The sequence below is a fragment of the Tabrizicola thermarum genome, assembly GCF_003574395.1.
GTDB lineage: Bacteria > Pseudomonadota > Alphaproteobacteria > Rhodobacterales > Rhodobacteraceae > Tabrizicola > Tabrizicola thermarum.
On sequence record NZ_QMJY01000082.1, the window covers coordinates 165,305 to 180,940 of the forward strand.

Genomic DNA, 15,636 nt, shown 5'->3' on the forward strand with positions numbered 1-15,636 from the left:
GGCTAGATATAGTGGCGTCAGGTGGGCGAACCACCGGCTAAGGCGCAGGGCAGGGTGGATCGGGCGGTTACAAGGGATGTCTGGCTGCGGTTTTCCCGCCTGCGTCGGCAACGCCGCGTGCAGACGGCGGTGACGCTCGGCCTGGTCTTCCTCGGCCCCGTCCTGGCCGTCGCCACCTTCCTTGCGCTCGGCTCGATCAACACCAGCGCGGCCTCCCCGGTCCTGCGGCTTATCCTGCTGGCCGACCTGATCTACGTTCTCGTCATCGCGGCCCTTGTCCTGGCCCGCGTTGCCCGCCTGGTCGCCGAACGCCGCTCCCGCTCGGCCGGGTCGCGGCTGCACATGCGGCTGTCCGGCGTCTTCATGCTGATCGCGCTGATCCCGACCGTCCTTGTCGCCGTCTTCGCGGTCCTGTCGATCAACATCGGCCTCGAAGGCTGGTTCTCCGACCGCGTCCGGTCCGTCGTCGGCTCCTCCCTCTCTGCCGCCCAGGCCTACGAGGCGGTGCAGCGCGACGACCTTGCCGCCGATGTGGGGACGCTGGCCGGCTATCTGAACGAGGCAAAGCGCAAGTCGCCCTTCATCCGCGACGACCAGCTGCGCCCGCTCCTCTCGCAGGCGCAGGCCGTCGTCCAGCGCGGGCTGAAGGAGGCCTACCTTGTCGATGGCACCGGCGCGCTCAAGACCCGGGGCGAAAAGTCCTATCTCTTCGACTTCGAACCCCTGACCGCCGAACACCTGCGCCTCGCGCGCGAAGGCAACACTGTCCTGATCCCCGACTGGAAGAACAACGAATTTCGCGCACTCGTGCGTCTTGACGCCTATGCCGACCGCTATCTCTACGTCACGCGAACGGTGGACGGCTCGATCCTGTCGTTGCTGGACGAGACGCAGGAAACCGTAAAGCTTTACAACCAGCTTGAATCCGAACGCGGGCGGCTGCTGTTCAACTTCGGCCTGATCTACCTCGGCTTCGCGCTGATCCTGATCCTCGCCGCGGTCTGGCTGGGCCTGTGGTTCGCCGAAAGGCTCTCGCGGCCCGTCGGGCGTCTGGCGGGGGCGGCCGAGCGGGTCGGGGGCGGCGACCTTGACGTTCAGGTCACCGAGGAAGAGGGCGATGACGAGATCGCCTCGCTGGGCCGCATGTTCAACCAGATGACCCGCCAGCTGAAGGGCCAGCGTGCGGCGCTGATCGAAACCAACGCGCAGACCGAATCCCGGCGGCGGCTGTTCGATTCGGTGCTGTCGAACGTGACCGCAGGGGTGATCGGCCTCGATTCCGACGGCGACATCGACTTCGTCAATCGCGCCGCCGAAAAACTCCTCGACCTCGCCGGTGGTCAGGTCGACACGCCGCTTGCCGTCGCCGTCCCCGAATTTGCCGCCCTCTTCGACCGCCTGCGCGACGCGGGCACCAACGCGGTCCAGGAAGAGGTCCGCCTGACCCGCCGGGGCAAGCTGGAAAGCCTCCTCGTCCGCATGTCCACCCGCCGCAGCGAAACGGGGGATCTCGAAGGCTATGTCGTGGCCTTCGACGATGTGACCGATCTCGTCTCGGCCCAGCGGATGGCCGCCTGGGGCGATGTCGCCCGCCGCATCGCGCACGAGATCAAGAACCCGCTTACCCCGATCCAGCTTTCCGCCGAACGCATCAAGCGCAAGTTCGCCAGCCAGGTCCGCGACCACGAGGATCTGGAACAATACACCGACGTCATCGTCCGCCAGACGAACGACCTGCGTCGGATCGTCGACGAATTCTCGCGGTTCGCCCGGATGCCCGAACCCGACCGGCGCGATTGCGATCTGGGCGATCTGGTCCGGGGGGCAGTCCTGTTGCAGGAAAACGGCCAGCCCGGCGTGCGCTTCGTGAAGGACATCCCCGACGACCCGCTGCCGATGGAACTGGACGCGACCATGATCGGCCAGGCGTTGACAAATCTTATCAAGAACGCTGGAGAAGCGATTGAATCCTATCAGGAAAAGTCAAAACCGGCCGACTTTGTCCCCGAGATCCGCGTTTCGCTTTCGGCAGACGACAGCGAAGCGGTGATCCGCATCAGCGACAACGGCACCGGCCTGCCCCCCGACCGCGCCCGCCTGTTCGAGCCCTACGTCACCACCCGCGACAAGGGCACCGGCCTTGGCCTGCCCATCGTCAAGAAGATCATCGAGGAACACGGCGGCACGCTCGCGCTCCTCGATGCCCCCGTGTTCGACGGCAACGACCACCCCGGCGCCATGGCCGAGATCCGCCTGCCGCGCGCGCTGCGCAAACGATCGCGCACCCATGTCCCGCTGGGTGCCGCGCCTGCCGACAAGCCTCACGAGAAGGAAGCCCACCCATGAGCATTCTCATCGTCGACGACGAACAGGACATCCGCGAACTGATCGGCGACATCCTGCGCGACGAAGGCTATACCACCCGCCTCGCCGCCAATTCCGACGACTGCATGGCCGCGATCAACGCCGATCCGCCCGCGCTGATGATCCTCGACATCTGGCTCAAGGACAGCCGGATGGACGGGATAGACATCCTCAAGACCGTCAAGCGCGACAATCCCGACATTCCGGTGGTGATTATCTCGGGCCACGGCAACATTGAAATCGCCGTCGCCGCCATCAAGCAGGGCGCCTACGATTTCATCGAAAAGCCGTTCAACATCGACCAGCTGATGGTCGTCGTCGCCCGCGCGATGGAAGCCAGCCGCCTGCGCCGCGAAAACCAGGAACTGCGCCGCCGCGATGTCACTTCGGCGGAAATGGTCGGCTCCTCGCTGGCCTTCAAGACGCTGAAGGCCAATCTCGACAAGGTGACGAAGTCGAACGCCCGGGTGATGCTGACCGGCGAGCCCGGCACCGGCAAGGAAATGGCCGCGCGCTACATCCACATGCATTCCAACCGCGCCGCCGCGCCCTTCATCACCGTCTCCTCCGCCTCGATCGAGCCCGAACGGATGGAAGAGGTGCTCTTCGGCCGCGAAACCCCCGAACGCGGGGTCGAGCCCGGCCTTCTGGAACAGGCGCATGGCGGCATCGTCTATTTCGACGAGGTCGCCGACATGCCCCTTGGCACGCAAGGCAAGATCCTGCGGGTGCTCACCGAACAGCAGTTCACCCGCGTCGGCGGCGCCGACAAGGTCCGCGTCGATCTGCGCGTCATCTCCTCCACCTGCCGCGACCTGCGGGCCGAGATCGGCCTGGGGCGCTTCCGTCAGGAACTCTACGACCGGCTGAACGTGGTGCCGATCGCCGTGCCCTCGCTGGCCGCGCGGCGCGAGGATGTGCCGGAACTCACCCGGCATTTCATCGACTGGTTCCACAGGACGCAGGGCCTGCCGAACCGCAGCCTGTCGGAAGAGGCCGAGACCGTCCTTCAGACCCTGCCCTGGCCGGGCAACATCCGCCAGCTGCGCAACGTGATCGAACGTATCCTGATCCTGGGCGACGGCACCGGCCCGATCGAGCCGTCCGAAATCCCCGGCACCGAGCCGAAGGTCGAAGCCGAAAGCCCGCTCTCGCTGTCCGGCACCATCGCCACGCTGCCCCTGCGCGAGGCGCGCGAGCTGTTCGAACGCGAATACCTGCTGACCCAGATCAACCGCTTCGGCGGCAACATCAGCCGCACGGCCAGTTTCGTCGGCATGGAGCGGTCCGCCCTGCACCGCAAGCTGAAGTCGCTTGGCGTGGTCGGCTCGACCCGCGGGGGCCGAGGGACGGGCGAATTCGAGGACTGACCGCGCCTCCCCCCGAACATTGACCCTTCCGCGCCGATCTGACATTCAGGCGCAGACGACGGGTCGCGGAGAATCTGATGAAGGTCATCATCTGCGGGGCGGGTCAGGTCGGCTGGCAGATCGCCCGCCACCTGTCCGGCGAAAAGAACGACGTCACCCTTGTCGACACGAACGCCGATCTTGTCCGCCGGGCGACCGATACGCTGGATGTGCAGGGCGTGGTAGGCTTTGCCAGCCACCCGGACGTGCTGGAAAAGGCAGGTGCCCGCGACGCCGACATGCTGATCGCCGCCACCCATTCCGACGAGGTGAACATGGTCACCTGCCAGGTGGCCCATACCGTCTTCGACATCACCCGCAAGATCGCCCGCATCCGCGCGCAGAACTACCTCGACCCGCTCTATGGCAAGCTGACCAACCAGGACGGCCTGGCGATCGACGTCGTCATCTCTCCCGAACGCGAGGTCGCCGAGGCCGCCTTGCAGCGCCTTGCCGCGCCTGCCACCTTCGACACCGAAAGTTTCATGGGCGGGCGCGCGCAGTTGCTGGGCCTTGCGTTGACCGAGGACTGTCCCGTCCTCAACACGCCGCTGCGGCAGCTGAACGACCTGTTCCACACCCTGCGCGCCATCGTCGTCGGCATCCGGCGCGAGGGTCGGCTGTTCGCTCCCGACCCCGGCGACCAGCTTTACGCCGAGGACCAGATCTATGTCTTCACCCATGTCGAGGACGTGAACCGCGCCCTGGAAATCTTTGGCAAGAAAACGAAAAAAAAGGAACGTGTCGTCATCATCGGGGGGGGCAACGTCGGGTTGGCGGTGGCGCGCGCGCTGGAAGCCCGCACCGACCGCATCCGCGCCAAGATCATCGAGAAGGACCGCGCCACCGCCGAGATCGCCGCCGATTCCCTGGAACGCACCATCGTGCTGCATGGCGACGGGATGGATGCCGACCTCCTGATGGAGGCCTCGGTCGACCGCGCCGATGCGATCCTCGCCGTGACCGACGACGACAAGACCAACCTCCTCGTCTCGGTGCGCGCCAAGCAGGCCGGCTGCCAGATGACCATCGCGCTGGTGAACGACCCCACGCTTGCACCCCTGATGGCGCCGCTCGACATCGACGCCTACATCAACCCGCGCGCCACCACCGTCTCGTCGATCCTGCGCCATATCCGTCACGGCCGGGTCCGCGCGGTCTATTCCATCGGCGATGCCGAGGCCGAGATGATCGAGGCCCAGGTCCTCTCCACCTCGCCGCTCTCCGGCCGCCTGATCCGCGACATCGAGTTTCCCGAGGGCGTGCTGGTCGGCGCGGTGATGAAGTGCGACAAGGTGCTGAAACCGACCGGCGATCTGCGGATCGAGACGGGCGACGTGATCGCGCTTTTCGCCATGGCCAAGGACGTGCCCGAGGTCGAACGCCTTCTGCAAGTCTCGATCGACTTCTTCTGATGCTGACGCGGCTTGCCGAACTGCCGCTGCTTGTCGTCCTTCTGGGCTTCTCCGGGCTCATGGCGCTGGTCCCGGCGCTGTTCGCGGTCGGGGCGAATGACCACGAACATGCCCGCAACTTTCTCTATTCCGCGCTGATCCTGCTGGTCATCACCGTGATGCTGGGCATCGCCACCGCCGCCTACAGCCCGCGCGACCCGGCGCGCAGTCACCTCGGGGCGCTGGTGATGGCCTATGCCGTCCTGCCCTTCGCCATGGCCCTGCCGCTGGCCGAGGCGCTGCCGGACACGACCCTCGTCAATGCCTGGTTCGAGATGGTGTCCTCCTTCACCACCACCGGGGCCAGCGTCTACCAACCCGACCGGCTGGCCGACTCGATCCATCTCTGGCGCGCCACGGTCGGCTGGTTCGGCGGCTTCCTCACGCTCCTGGCGGCCTATGCGATCCTCGCACCGCTGAACCTTGGCGGAACCGAGGTCATCTCGGGCCGGGTGCCCGGACGTGGCGCGGTCGGCACGGCGCAGGTCACGCGCACCGCCGACCCGGCGCAGCGCCTGACCCGCTTTGCGCTGACGCTGTTCCCGGTCTACACCGCCCTGACGGTCCTGCTCTGGGGCGTGCTGATGATCCTTGGCGAAACCGGCATCTCGGCCTTGATCCATGCGATGGGAACGCTCTCCACTTCCGGCATCAGCGGCCAGCAGGCCTTTCAGGCGTCACAGGCCGGGATCCCGGGTGAAGTGGCGGTCTTCCTTTTCCTGATCTTCGCCATCACCCGCCGCGCGCTGCCCGGTATCCGCCTGGCCGATAACCGGCGACCGCTCTTGCAGGATCATGAGCTTCGCCACGCCGCCTTCCTGCTTGTGTCGGTCACGACGCTGCTGTTCCTGCGGCACTGGTATGCCGAGGACCGGGTCGGCCTTCTGTCCGAAGCAGATGCCATCGGCTCGATCTGGGGCATCCTTTTCACCGCCGCCTCGTTCCTGACCACCACGGGCTATGTCTCGTCGGACTGGCAGGCTGCGGCCGACTGGTCCGGGGTCGGCTCCTCGGGCCTTGTGCTTCTGGGTCTGGCGATGATCGGCGGCGGCACGGCGACCACGGCGGGCGGGGTCAAGCTTTTGCGGGTCCACGCCCTTCTGCGCCACGGCGAGCGCGAGCTGGAAAAGATCATCCACCCGAACTCGATCGGGCGGGGCGGGGCCGAGGCGCGCCGGATGCGACGCGAAGGCGCACAACTGGCCTGGGTCTTCTTCATGCTCTTCGCCATCTCGATTGCGATCGTGATGGCCGCTCTGCTTCTGGCCGGGGTCGATTTCGAACCGGCGATGGTTCTGGCCATCGCCAGCCTCACCACAACCGGACAGCTGGCCGAAGTCGGCGCGCCCCAGCCGATTGCCTATGCGATCCTGTCCGACCCGGTGAAGCTCATCCTTGGCGTGGCCATGGTGGTCGGCCGTCTGGAAACCCTGGCGCTTCTGGCCCTGATCCTGCCGGGGAACCGGGGCCGCTAGGCCGCTACCCTTCGGGCAAGCCGCCGCATAACAGGCTGATTTTTGCGCTGGAAACTCCCGCGCCGCCACGACATACTTGACCTGCCGTGCAAGCCGGCAGCGACAGGGCTCAACGACAAACGACCACGACGCGACAGTGAAGCGCTAGAAAAACAAGGCACACCAACGATGGCCGCTGACAAGCAAAACCTGCAAGACGCCTTTCTCAACCATGTTCGCAAGGCCAAGGTTCCGGTGACGATCTTCCTGATCAACGGCGTCAAGCTGCAGGGTGTCATCACATGGTTCGACAATTTCTGCGTGCTTCTGCGCCGCGACGGGCAATCCCAGCTTGTCTACAAGCATGCCATCTCGACGATCATGCCCGGCGCGCCGATCAGCCTCTATGAAGGGGAAGACTGATCTCCAGCGACCCGCAGGATGACGCCGACCTCCTGTCCGAAAGGGCGGGGAACCGGCTGCGAGATACCGCCGCAGCGGCCACCCGCACCTGGGTGCTGCATCCGGCGCTGAAATCCGCCAACACCCGCCGCCTGCCCGAACACGGCCTGGCCGAGGCCGTGGCCCTTGCCGCCGCCTTGCCCGAGCTTGAGGTCCGCGGCGCCGAAGTCGTCCGGCTGTCGCGCACCCATCCCGGCACGCTTCTCGGTTCGGGCAAGGTCCGGGAGCTGGGGCAGAAGTTCAAGGCGGAAGACATCGGCCTTGTCCTGGTCGACGGCGCCGTCTCGCCCATCCAGCAGCGCAACCTGGAAAAGGAATGGGGCGTCAAGCTTCTGGATCGCACCTCGCTGATCCTGGAAATCTTCGCCGACCGCGCCCGCACCCGGGAAGGCGTGCTTCAGGTGGAACTCGCCGCACTCAGCTACCAGCGCACCCGCCTTGTCCGCGCCTGGACCCACCTCGAACGCCAGCGCGGCGGCTTCGGCTTTGTCGGCGGCCCGGGCGAGACGCAGATCGAAAGCGACCGCCGCGCCATCGACGATCAGGTGATCCGGCTGAAACGCCAGCTCGACCGCGTGGTCAGAACGCGCGAGCTGCATCGCGCCGCCCGCCGCAAGGTGCCGTTCCCGCTGGTGGCTCTGGTCGGCTATACCAACGCCGGGAAGTCCACCCTTTTCAACCGCATGACCGGGGCCGAGGTTCTGGCCAAGGACATGCTCTTCGCCACGCTCGACCCCACGATGCGCGGCGTCGTCCTGCCGTCAGGGCGCAAGATCATCGCCTCCGACACCGTGGGCTTCATCTCGGACCTGCCCACCCAACTCGTCGCCGCCTTCCGCGCCACGCTGGAAGAGGTGCTCGAGGCCGATCTCATCCTCCATGTCCGCGACATCAGCCACCCCGAGACGGTCGAACAGGCCGCCGATGTGACCGAAATCCTGACCAGCCTCGGCGTGCGGGAAGACACCCCGGTTTTCGAGGTCTGGAACAAGCTCGACCTCGTCGATGCCTCGCAGCGCAGCGCCCTTGTCGCCCAGGCCGCGCAGCGCCCGACGGTGCTGCCCGTCTCGGCGCTGACCGGCGAAGGCGTGGAGGCGCTGCTGGCGCTGGTCGCGGCCACGCTGGACAGCGAACGCACCGAGACGGTGCTGCACCTCGGCTTTGACCAGGGCCGCCGCCGCGCCTGGCTGCACGACCAGAACCTCGTGCAGCACGAGACCCAGGGCGAGGACGGCTGGCAGATCACCGTCCGCTGGACCGCGCGACAGGAACTGCGCTTCCGCTCGCTCTAGACCGCCGCCACCACGCCCGCCGCCACCAGCCGCCCGATCTGTCCCGTCGTCAGGCCCAGGACATCGGCCAGCACGGCCTCGGTGTGCTGCCCCAGGCGCGGTGCCGGGGCAGGGGGCGTGCGCGGGCAGGCGCCCCAGTTCACCGGCGAGCCGGGCGCCGGATAGGGTCCGATCCCCGGTTGGTCCAGCAGGGTGAACATCGGATTGTCCGGCGACAGGTCGGGGTCCTCGCGCACCGCCTCGGCAAAGCTGCGAAAGACCGACCAGGTCAGCCCCGTCGCATCGAACAGCGGTGCGACGTCCTCCAGCCGGCGCGCGGCGAACCAGGGGGCGAACAGCGCCGTGATCGCCTCGCGTCCGTGCCAGCGGTCGCCTTCGCGGGCGAAGTCCAGCCCCAGCCGCGCGGCCAGCTCGGCCAGCGGCGCCTCCATCCCCAGCACCCGCACCAGTTCGCGCCATTGGCGGTCGGTCAGGCCGACGACCATGACCCGCCGCCCGCAGGCCAGCAGGAAATCCTGCCCGTAGGCCCCGTAAAGCGCATTGCCGACCTTGGGTCGGTCCACGCCGTTGACCGCCACTTCGCCGATGATGCCCAGATGGCCCAGCAGGGCCGCCGCCACGTCCTTCAGCGCCAGTTCCGCCAGCTGGCCCCTGCCGTTGCGCAGCCGCAGCCGCTCGGCCGCCAGCAGCGTGCCCACCAGCATCTGCCCGGCGATGCAGTCGAAGGCGGGCAGCACATGCGCCACCGGCGCGCTGCCCGGACTGCCGGTCGCCATCGGAAAGCCGATGCCGGGGTTGACCGTGTAATCCACCGCCGGCTCGCCCCGGCGCGTGCCGGTCAGGCTGACCATGATCAGGTCGGGCCTCTGCGTGACCAGCGCCGGGTAATCCATCCAGCCGCGCACCCGCAGATTGGTCAGGAACAGCCCCGCATCGGGACCGGGCGCGGTGATGAGCGCAGTCACGATCTCGCGGCCCTCGGGGCGGGACAGGTCCACCGCCACCGACCGCTTGCCCTTGTTCAACCCGGCCCAGAACAGGCTTTCGCCGCTGGCCGTCACCGGCCACCGTCTTGCGTCAAGCCCGCCCTGGATCCGGTCGAAGCGGATCACGTCGGCGCCCATCTCGGCCAGGGTCATCCCGGCGAAGGGCACCGCCACGAAGGCAGAACCCTCGATCACCCGCAGTCCCGCCAGAGGCTTCATGCCGCCCACCCGATCTCGGCTTGCATGCAGACCCAGCCGTCCTCCGTGACCGTGCACAGCCGGTTGCCCGCGCCCTGCAGGCGCAGCCGGTCGTGCAGGAAGGCCGGCCGGACGCCGCGGAAGCGGTAGCTCTGCGGCAGGGTATGCTTCCGCGCCAGGGCCGCCTGCATCAGCAGCATCGCCTGCAACGGACCATGCACGACCAGACCCGGATAGCGTTCGACCTCCGTTGCATAGGGCAGGTCGAAATGAATCCGGTGCGCGTTGAAGGTCACGGCCGAAAAGCGGAACAGCCGCACCGTGTCGATGGCCACCGTCTCCTGCCAGTCGGGCGCTTCGGCCGCGACGGGCGTCGGCGGCACATAGGTCTCGGGAATGGCGACATAGACGATGTCCTGTTCCTCGCGGATCGCCAGCCCTGCCGCTCCGTGCACCTCGTGGCCCACCGTGACAAAGACCATGCGCCCGGTGCTGCCGGCCTTTTCGGCCACTTTCAGGATGGTCGAGCGCCGCCGCATCGTCTCGCCGACATGCAGGGGGGCGAGGAACTCCAGCCGCCCGCCCGCCCACATCCGCCGTTCCAGCGGCACCGGCGGCAGAAAGCCTCCGCGCGCCGGATGCCCGTCGCGGTCCATGCCCGACATCGGCGTCTCCGGCGTCCAGCCGATCCAGTGCCACAGGGGCGGCAGCGGATCGCCCGCTGCCACAGGCCGCGCCGCCTCCAGTGTTGCCGCCAGCTGCAAGGCCTGACGCGGCGTGACGCAGTCCTCGGCCTCTTCGGTGCGCCCCACCCAGTCGCCGTATGTGTCGGTCATTTTATTTCCACCCGCCGTCGCATTTTGAAATATGCTGTCGCGTATGGAATATCGATTGCGCCCCGGGTCAAGCGGCAATCAGGGGATGGGCGCTTCCGTCGCAGGGCTCAGCTCCATCACCCCCGCCGCCGCCGCGCGGGCAAGGTTGGGGTCCAGCGACATCGGGATGTACTCCCCCCGCCGCCACAACTCGCCCAGATCGTCATAGTGGCGGCTCAAGGGATGCCCCGACTGCCCCGTCGCCGTGATGAAGACCGAACTGTCGGGGTCCGCGAAATCATAGACCCCGCGATAGCCCGCCGAATGCACGTTCTGATAGGGCTCCGGCCCCTCGCCCCGCGTCACACCCCGCATCAACGTGTCATCCCCGCCGCTGGTCGATTGCCGGATGTTCACGAAATACTTGATGAAGGGCACATCCCCCAGCACCGGGTGGTCGTGCACCGCCTGGTGCGCATCCCCCCAGCGCCAGCTTTCCAGGTTCGGCCCGTACTTTTCCGTCAACTCCAGCAGCGCATCGTCCAGCGCCATCCGCGCGATGTCGGTGCAGGTCTCCACCGCCGCCGACTGGATCACATCGCACCACACGCTCGCGCCCCCCACGTTGCGATAGACCCGCTCGATGAACACCGGAGAGATATGGGTGAAGCTGTCCGCCATCGCCCCCAGCTCGTCGCGGATCAGCCGCTCCTGCACCGCGCGCAGCCAGGCCTCGGCGATAAGAGGCTCGGGCAGATGCTCGTTCATCTCGCCGTTCCATTCCGCCAGAAGGATCAGCGCCCGTTGCCGCAGCCGCTCGGGCGAGCCCTCCGCCGCCGCCTCGCCGGTGAACCACAGATCCGCCCCGATCAGCGGCAAGAGCGCCCGCGCGGTCGGGTTCACCGTATCCAGCTGCGCTTCGATGAAACTTTCCCGCGTATGCACCTCGCGTGCCTGCATCAGGGTCAGCCAGCGCTGGATGCGCTGCGTGTCGCCCCAGTCGAAACTCACATGCTTGGGGAAGGGCCGGTCCACCGTCTTGTTGTTGGTGTTGCCCAGCAGGCCCGAGCCCGGATTGCGGAACACCGGGTTGTCCTCATAGGGCAGCACGCCGCGAAAACCCACATGCGGGTCCGACCCCAGCGCCGGAAGCCGGCCTTTCGACGGATGCTCCGGGTCGCGCGCGGGGATCGCCCCCATCACCTGCATCGCGATCCCGGTCTTGTCCGCCAGCATCACGTTCTGCGCCGGGGCCACGACCAGCTTTCCCGCCTCCAGCGCCTGAGGAATGTCCTGCGCCCGCATCAGCGCCATCGCTCCGCTGATCGAGGTGTCGGCCCCCGACAGCGCGGTCCAGCTGATCGCCGCCACATGACCTGCGGGCGTGATCGTGCCCAGACTGTAGTGCCCGCCCGGCAGGATCGGCCCGTTCCGCGACCAGCGCAGCGTCAGGGTCACCGGCTCGGCCCCCTTGACCTTGATGATCGACTGTCGGCTCTCGAACCGGGCCCAGCCCTCGGGCGTCCGGTATTCTTCCGGGTTTGCCGGGTTGACCTCCTCGATCACCACGTCCTGATCGTCGACATAGGCCGTCGTCAGGCCCCAGCCCAGCTGATCGGACCGGCCGACCAGCACCACCGGCACCCCCGGGATCGTCCCGCCGATCACGCCGCCCGTCTGCAACTCCAGCCGCGCCAGATACCAGATCGTCGGCGCGGTCAGTCCAAGATGCGGATCGTTCGCCAGAAGGCTTCCGCCCGCCGCCGACCGTCCCGGCATCGCCGCCCAGGCGTTCGACGCTCCCGTCATGCCCGGTTCGGCCACCGGCGAGAAGGGACCCTCGGCAAAATCGACCGGCTCCATCAGGGGTGCCACCCCCGGCACCAGACTGGCATAGTCGGGCAGGGCCGCGACCCCCTGGCTCGGGTCGTCGGGCAGGATGTCGGCCAGCCGCGCGGGCGACAACAGAAGCGACACCCGCGCCCGCAACACCTCGGTCTGCAGGGACCCCGACAGCTGCAAGGCCATCAGCTTCAGGATCGCGATCGAATCCGCCGGGGCCCAGGCCGAAATCTCGGGCTCGAACAGGAAGAACTCGGGCGCCCCCCGGCCGCGCGCGCCCTTGTTCACCTCGCCGATCCAGGCATTGACCCCGGCGGCATAGGCCTCCAGCGCGCGGCGCGTCCGGGCGTCCTGCGCCTCGACCGATTGCAGCGCCAGACCGTAAAGATCATAGCGCCGCATCAGCTCGTCGACTTTCACCGTGGCGGGACCGAACAGCTCGGACAGCCGCCCCTGCGCGGTCCGGCGCAACATGGTCATCTGCCACAGCCGGTCCTGCGCATGGGCGAAGCCCAGGGCGAAGAACACATCCTCATCCGTCGCGCCGAAGATATGCGGCACATCGTCGTTGTTGCGCACGATCTCGACCGGGGCCGAGATGCCCGCGACCGTGAAATCCTCATTATAGTCGATCAGCGACCGCGACAGGATGTAATAGACCAGCAAAGCTGCCAGCACGCCCAGGGCGATCAGTCCGGTGGCGATCCGGATCAGCCAGCGAAAGACGGTCAGCATGTGGGCCTGTCCATGGGGGCCTGTCCTTGACGGCGGGGGGCGGATCGGTTCCTAGTCCATGCACCGGGCAAGGGCAACACGCGGGGGGCGCATATGGCGAAAGTGGCATTTCTTGGCTTGGGAGTCATGGGTTTCCCGATGGCAGGTCACCTGATGGCCAAGGGACACGAGGTGACGGTCTACAACCGCACGCCCGCCAAGGCCGAGGCCTGGGTTGCGCGCCACGGCGGCAGGTCCGCAGCCACTCCGGGCCTTGCCGCCAGCGGGGCCGAATTCGTGATGGCCTGCGTCGGCAACGACAATGACCTCGCCCAGGTCTGCACCGGCCCTGACGGCGCCTTTTCGACCATGGCGCCGGGGGCGGTCTTCGTCGACCACACCACGGTCTCCGCCACCATCACCCGCAAACTTGCCGCCGAGGCCGCAGCCCGCAAGCTCGGTTTCGTCGATGCGCCGGTCTCGGGCGGGCAGGCGGGGGCGGAAAACGGCCAGCTGTCGATCATGTGCGGCGGCGATCCGGCCGACTATGCAAGGGCCGAGCCGGTGATGGCGGCTTACGCCCGCATCTGCCGCCTGATCGGGGTCAGCGGGGCCGGGCAGCTGGCCAAGATGATGAACCAGATCTGCATCGCGGGTCTGTTGCAGGGCCTGTCCGAGGCGCTCGCCTTCGGCCAGAAGGCGGGCCTCGACGGCGAGAAGGTGGTCGAGGTCATCAGCCAGGGCGCTGCCGGCAGCTGGCAGATGGTCAACCGCCACAAGACCATGCTGGCGGACCAGTTCGACTTCGGCTTCGCGGTGGACTGGATGCGCAAGGACCTCGGCATCTGCCTGGCCGCCGCCGACGAGATCGGCGCCCGCCTGCCGGTGACGGCGCTGGTGGACCAGTTCTACAAGGATGTGCAGCTGATGGGCGGGGGGCGGAACGACACCTCCAGCCTGATCCGTCGGCTGAAATGAACCCGCGTCCAGTGCCCCTGCTCTTTTCGCAAATACTCCCGCCGGAGGCTTGAACCCTGTCCGCCTGGCGCCAGGCCGGAACCGAAGCGCCGGGGTAGGGTGGGCGAAGCGCCCACCTTCCCGTCACCGGGCAAAGATTGACAAATCCTGAACGTCCACAGCGAAGCCCTTGATTTCAAAGGGCTGCTCGAAGTGACCGCGCGCGGTCACCCCTCAGGGGATGATCCGGGTATACTTGACCCCGGCCAGCGAGGCCCCGGCGATCAACCCCTGCTGCCCGAAGACGAGCGCGATCACATCGTTCAGCTCGGTCGTTTCCTTGCCGATCGAGGCGCCATCCTCCGGGCTCGCATAGCGGATGTCCGCCCCCACCGCCCAACCCGAGGACCTGCGGAACTTCTCCAGCGCCTCGGGGGTCATGAAGAACAGGGCGTGGGCATATTGCTGCGCCCCGATCTGCAACCCGAAGGACCCCTTTGCCGCGGCATAGTAGTCCACTGTCGCCCCCTGGATCCGCAGCGCCCCGCGTCCGAAGGCCCCGCCGAACCCAGCGCCGACCTCGGTCATCAGCGGCATGTACAGCACCCCCGCCGCCCGCGAGGCCAGATCGCGGGTGCCGGGGTAGGTGTTGAACAGATAGTCCTGGGTCGCGGCGACGCGTGCCTCGATCTGAGCCGCCCCGTTCGAGCCGATCCCGTTGTTGCAGGCCGCCAGCCCGAACGCCCCCGCGCCAAGCATCAGCCCGCGCCGCGTCATCATCATCTCGGTCCTCATGTCCGCCCTTTCATGCCTCACGGGGTCTCGTCCGCCCCTTGGCGTGCAAACTATCCGCTTTCCGTCTGCCTGTCATGCCCGAAACCCCGACCCGGCAACCCTGCGCCTAAGGGCTCAGCGACCGATACAAAGCGAAATCCTCGGCCGCAAAGTCCCGCAAGAGCGCCGCCGTCTCTGCCGACAGTTCCGTTGCGCCGGGGGGGGAAACGTTCAGGCGGGGCAGGATGATCTCGCAGTCCAGCCGCTCTTCCAGAAAATGCACGAAGGTTCCGATTTCCTCGTAGCGGAACAGCCGGTCCACCCCCTGTCCCTGCCGCGGCCGCAGGAACCTGGCCTGGCTGCCGACATCGGCAAAGTCGGGCCGGTCGTCCCGGCACCAGGCGCGAACGAAGTCGTCGAAGGTCATCCCTCGCGTCGACTTGCCGGGCTCGGTCTCCTCGCGCTGGCGGAACCTATACCACGAGCCCAGCCAGTCCGTCGGCTCGCGCATCAGGGCCACCAGGGTGAATGTGTCCTTCGAAGCCGCTTCCAGATAGGGCCCGATGAAACGCCGATAGCGATGGACCGTGGTGTGCTTCAACAGGGGCGGCCGCTGTATCGACACCGCCGCCAGCGATTCGAGAGCGGCAGCAATCGCGGTCGAGCCGGTCTTCGGCGTGGCAAGAAAGGCGAGCCTCTGCTCGAAGAACACCAGCATTTCCCGTCTCCCGCCCCGATTTTCCTGGTCGCGAGCCGCTGATCCCGCAGCATCGTCAACATTCCCTTAACCAAACCGCGCTCAAACTGCCACTGCTAGAATTGAGTTGAATTGTTCTCACTTTGTACGCATAAGCGTGAGAACACTTGGGGAACATCAGGCAGGTTGCCGCTTTGAAGCGGCTATGAAATAAGGAG

At 67.1% G+C, this 15,636-nt stretch carries 12 protein-coding genes; 7 read left to right on the top strand and 5 right to left on the bottom strand.

All coding sequences use genetic code 11. The features are described from left to right. Window positions 1–54: 54 nt before the first annotated feature. The 6 genes from D5084_RS16105 to hflX all read left to right on the top strand — a co-directional run bounded on the left by D5084_RS16105 (window position 55) and on the right by hflX (window position 8,435). Window positions 55–2,346 carry a sensor histidine kinase NtrY-like gene (locus D5084_RS16105; RefSeq protein ID WP_128516522.1) on the top strand — a complete coding sequence of 764 codons (2,292 nt, stop codon included), beginning with the start codon at window positions 55–57 and terminating at the stop codon, window positions 2,344–2,346. Then, window positions 2,343–3,734, top strand: a complete 1,392-nt coding sequence (gene ntrX / locus D5084_RS16110) for a nitrogen assimilation response regulator NtrX (protein WP_128516523.1) — start codon at window positions 2,343–2,345, stop codon at window positions 3,732–3,734. The genes D5084_RS16105 and ntrX overlap by 4 nt, the downstream gene beginning before the upstream one ends. 77 nt (window positions 3,735–3,811) lie before the next feature. After that, window positions 3,812–5,188: a Trk system potassium transporter TrkA gene (gene trkA, locus D5084_RS16115; RefSeq protein ID WP_128516524.1), complete on the top strand. Its 1,377-nt coding sequence runs from the start codon at window positions 3,812–3,814 to the stop codon at window positions 5,186–5,188. Then, entirely contained in the window at window positions 5,188–6,702 is a 1,515-nt protein-coding gene (locus D5084_RS16120; protein WP_238382684.1) for a TrkH family potassium uptake protein, read from the top strand. Before trkA ends, D5084_RS16120 begins: the two co-directional genes overlap by 1 nt. Window positions 6,703–6,870: 168 nt before the next feature. Continuing rightward, window positions 6,871–7,104 carry an RNA chaperone Hfq gene (gene hfq, locus D5084_RS16125; RefSeq protein ID WP_008028786.1) on the top strand — a complete coding sequence of 78 codons (234 nt, stop codon included), beginning with the start codon at window positions 6,871–6,873 and terminating at the stop codon, window positions 7,102–7,104. A 56-nt stretch (window positions 7,105–7,160) separates the two neighbouring features. After that, the gene (gene hflX / locus D5084_RS16130) at window positions 7,161–8,435 is read left to right on the top strand and encodes a GTPase HflX (RefSeq protein ID WP_435532682.1); all 1,275 of its coding nucleotides are present in this window, start codon (window positions 7,161–7,163) and stop codon (window positions 8,433–8,435) included. Here hflX and D5084_RS16135 read toward each other — a convergent pair. The 3 genes from D5084_RS16135 to D5084_RS16145 all read right to left on the bottom strand — a co-directional run bounded on the left by D5084_RS16135 (window position 8,432) and on the right by D5084_RS16145 (window position 13,011). Further along, entirely contained in the window at window positions 8,432–9,640 is a 1,209-nt protein-coding gene (locus tag D5084_RS16135) for a CoA transferase (protein WP_128516526.1), read from the bottom strand. The genes hflX and D5084_RS16135 overlap by 4 nt on opposite strands. Further along, window positions 9,637–10,455 (bottom strand): HTD2 family dehydratase, encoded by an 819-nt coding sequence (locus D5084_RS16140; RefSeq protein ID WP_128516527.1) that lies wholly within the window; start codon window positions 10,453–10,455, stop codon window positions 9,637–9,639. The genes D5084_RS16135 and D5084_RS16140 overlap by 4 nt, the downstream gene beginning before the upstream one ends. Before the next feature lie 78 nt (window positions 10,456–10,533). Continuing rightward, window positions 10,534–13,011 carry a penicillin acylase family protein gene (locus tag D5084_RS16145; protein ID WP_128516528.1) on the bottom strand — a complete coding sequence of 826 codons (2,478 nt, stop codon included), beginning with the start codon at window positions 13,009–13,011 and terminating at the stop codon, window positions 10,534–10,536. A gap of 93 nt (window positions 13,012–13,104) precedes the next feature. Here D5084_RS16145 and D5084_RS16150 point away from each other — a divergent pair, with 93 nt between their 5' ends. Then, window positions 13,105–13,968, top strand: a complete 864-nt coding sequence (locus tag D5084_RS16150) for an NAD(P)-dependent oxidoreductase (RefSeq protein ID WP_128516529.1) — start codon at window positions 13,105–13,107, stop codon at window positions 13,966–13,968. Between the two features lie 213 nt (window positions 13,969–14,181). Here the strand turns inward: D5084_RS16150 and D5084_RS16155 are convergent, their stop codons facing one another. Both D5084_RS16155 and D5084_RS16160 read right to left on the bottom strand, forming a co-directional pair. Then, the gene (locus tag D5084_RS16155) at window positions 14,182–14,730 is read right to left on the bottom strand and encodes a lipid-binding SYLF domain-containing protein (protein ID WP_128516565.1); all 549 of its coding nucleotides are present in this window, start codon (window positions 14,728–14,730) and stop codon (window positions 14,182–14,184) included. Window positions 14,731–14,848: 118 nt separating this feature from the next. Then, complete coding sequence (locus tag D5084_RS16160) at window positions 14,849–15,439, bottom strand: sulfotransferase family 2 domain-containing protein (RefSeq protein ID WP_128516530.1); 591 nt, start codon at window positions 15,437–15,439, stop codon at window positions 14,849–14,851. Window positions 15,440–15,636: the final 197 nt, after the last annotated feature.

Coding starts and splice junctions, on each gene's coding strand:
- D5084_RS16145 (WP_128516528.1), bottom strand. CDS start 13,011: ATGCTGACCGTCTTTCGCTGGCTGATCCGGATCGCCACCGGACTGATC.
- ntrX (WP_128516523.1), top strand. CDS start 2,343: ATGAGCATTCTCATCGTCGACGACGAACAGGACATCCGCGAACTGATC.
- D5084_RS16140 (WP_128516527.1), bottom strand. CDS start 10,455: ATGACCGACACATACGGCGACTGGGTGGGGCGCACCGAAGAGGCCGAG.
- hfq (WP_008028786.1), top strand. CDS start 6,871: ATGGCCGCTGACAAGCAAAACCTGCAAGACGCCTTTCTCAACCATGTT.
- D5084_RS16155 (WP_128516565.1), bottom strand. CDS start 14,730: ATGATGATGACGCGGCGCGGGCTGATGCTTGGCGCGGGGGCGTTCGGG.
- D5084_RS16135 (WP_128516526.1), bottom strand. CDS start 9,640: ATGAAGCCTCTGGCGGGACTGCGGGTGATCGAGGGTTCTGCCTTCGTG.
- trkA (WP_128516524.1), top strand. CDS start 3,812: ATGAAGGTCATCATCTGCGGGGCGGGTCAGGTCGGCTGGCAGATCGCC.
- D5084_RS16160 (WP_128516530.1), bottom strand. CDS start 15,439: ATGCTGGTGTTCTTCGAGCAGAGGCTCGCCTTTCTTGCCACGCCGAAG.
- D5084_RS16120 (WP_238382684.1), top strand. CDS start 5,188: ATGCTGACGCGGCTTGCCGAACTGCCGCTGCTTGTCGTCCTTCTGGGC.
- D5084_RS16150 (WP_128516529.1), top strand. CDS start 13,105: ATGGCGAAAGTGGCATTTCTTGGCTTGGGAGTCATGGGTTTCCCGATG.